The 1016-nt window shown below is 64.3% G+C and carries 1 protein-coding gene; it reads left to right on the forward strand.

Features of this window, described 5'->3' with window-relative positions; all coding sequences use genetic code 11:
* Positions 1-942, forward strand: a 942-nt coding sequence (locus tag DCO47_RS26830; RefSeq protein WP_116659286.1) for a HAMP domain-containing sensor histidine kinase, incomplete at its 5' end; no start/stop codon positions are given.
* Positions 943-1016: the final 74 nt, after the last annotated feature.

A 1016-nucleotide genomic window follows, 5' to 3' on the forward strand; every position in this document is an offset into this window, starting at 1 on the left:
CCGCCGCCCCCACCGCCGCCCGCGTTCACAGCGAACGTCGACGGCCAACCGCCGGTGCACGATTCCGCTTACCCACCGAGGCAAGCGCGTCCCTGGTTCGGTGGCCCGGTGGTGCCACTGACCTTTCAGTTCATCACGCTGATGATCGCTGCGTGGTACGGCGCCAAACTGCTCAGCCGGCCGATCCAGCGCCTGAGCGACGCCGCCGAGCGCCTGAGCGAAGACCTCGACAGCGACCCCCTCGACGAGTCCGGCCCGCGCGAAGCCCGGCAAGCCGCGCACACTTTCAACCTCATGCAGCGGCGTATCCGCGAACAGGTCCAGCAACGCGCCCGCATGCTCGGCGCCGTCTCCCACGACCTGCGCACGCCACTGTCACGGCTGAAACTGCGCCTGGAAAACATCAGCGACGACAAACTGCAAAACCAGATGCGCCAGGATCTGGACGACATGATCGGCATGCTCGACGCCACCCTCACCTATTTGCACGAACAACGCACCAGCGAAGCCTTGCAACTGCTGGACGTGCAGGCGCTAGTCGAATCGCTGTGCGAGAACGCCCAGGACCAGGGCGCCGATGTTCAGGTCAGCGGCCACTGCGCGCCCATGCCGGTGCAACCGATGGCGCTGCGCTCATGCATCAACAACCTGCTGGATAACGCCCTGCGTTACGCCGGACAGGCGCGGATTGAACTGCTGGAACAGCATGAAGCATTGCTGATTCGGGTAATCGATCACGGACCGGGCATCGCCGAAGACCAACGCGAAGCCGTGTTCGAGCCGTTCTATCGACTGGAGGGATCGCGTAATCGCAACTCCGGGGGCGTCGGACTGGGCATGACCATCGCCCGCGAAGCCGCGCAGCGGTTGGGTGGGCAATTGACGCTGGAAGACACACCGGGCGGTGGGTTGACCGCAATTGTTCGGTTGCCGCGGTGCTGACTCCCTGTGGGAGCGAGCCTGCTCGCGAAGGCGTCTGTTCATTCAATGTCTGTGTTGAATGTACGCCCCCTTCG

The organism is Pseudomonas sp. NDM (genome assembly GCF_003105095.1).
Lineage (GTDB): Bacteria > Pseudomonadota > Gammaproteobacteria > Pseudomonadales > Pseudomonadaceae > Aquipseudomonas > Aquipseudomonas moraviensis_A.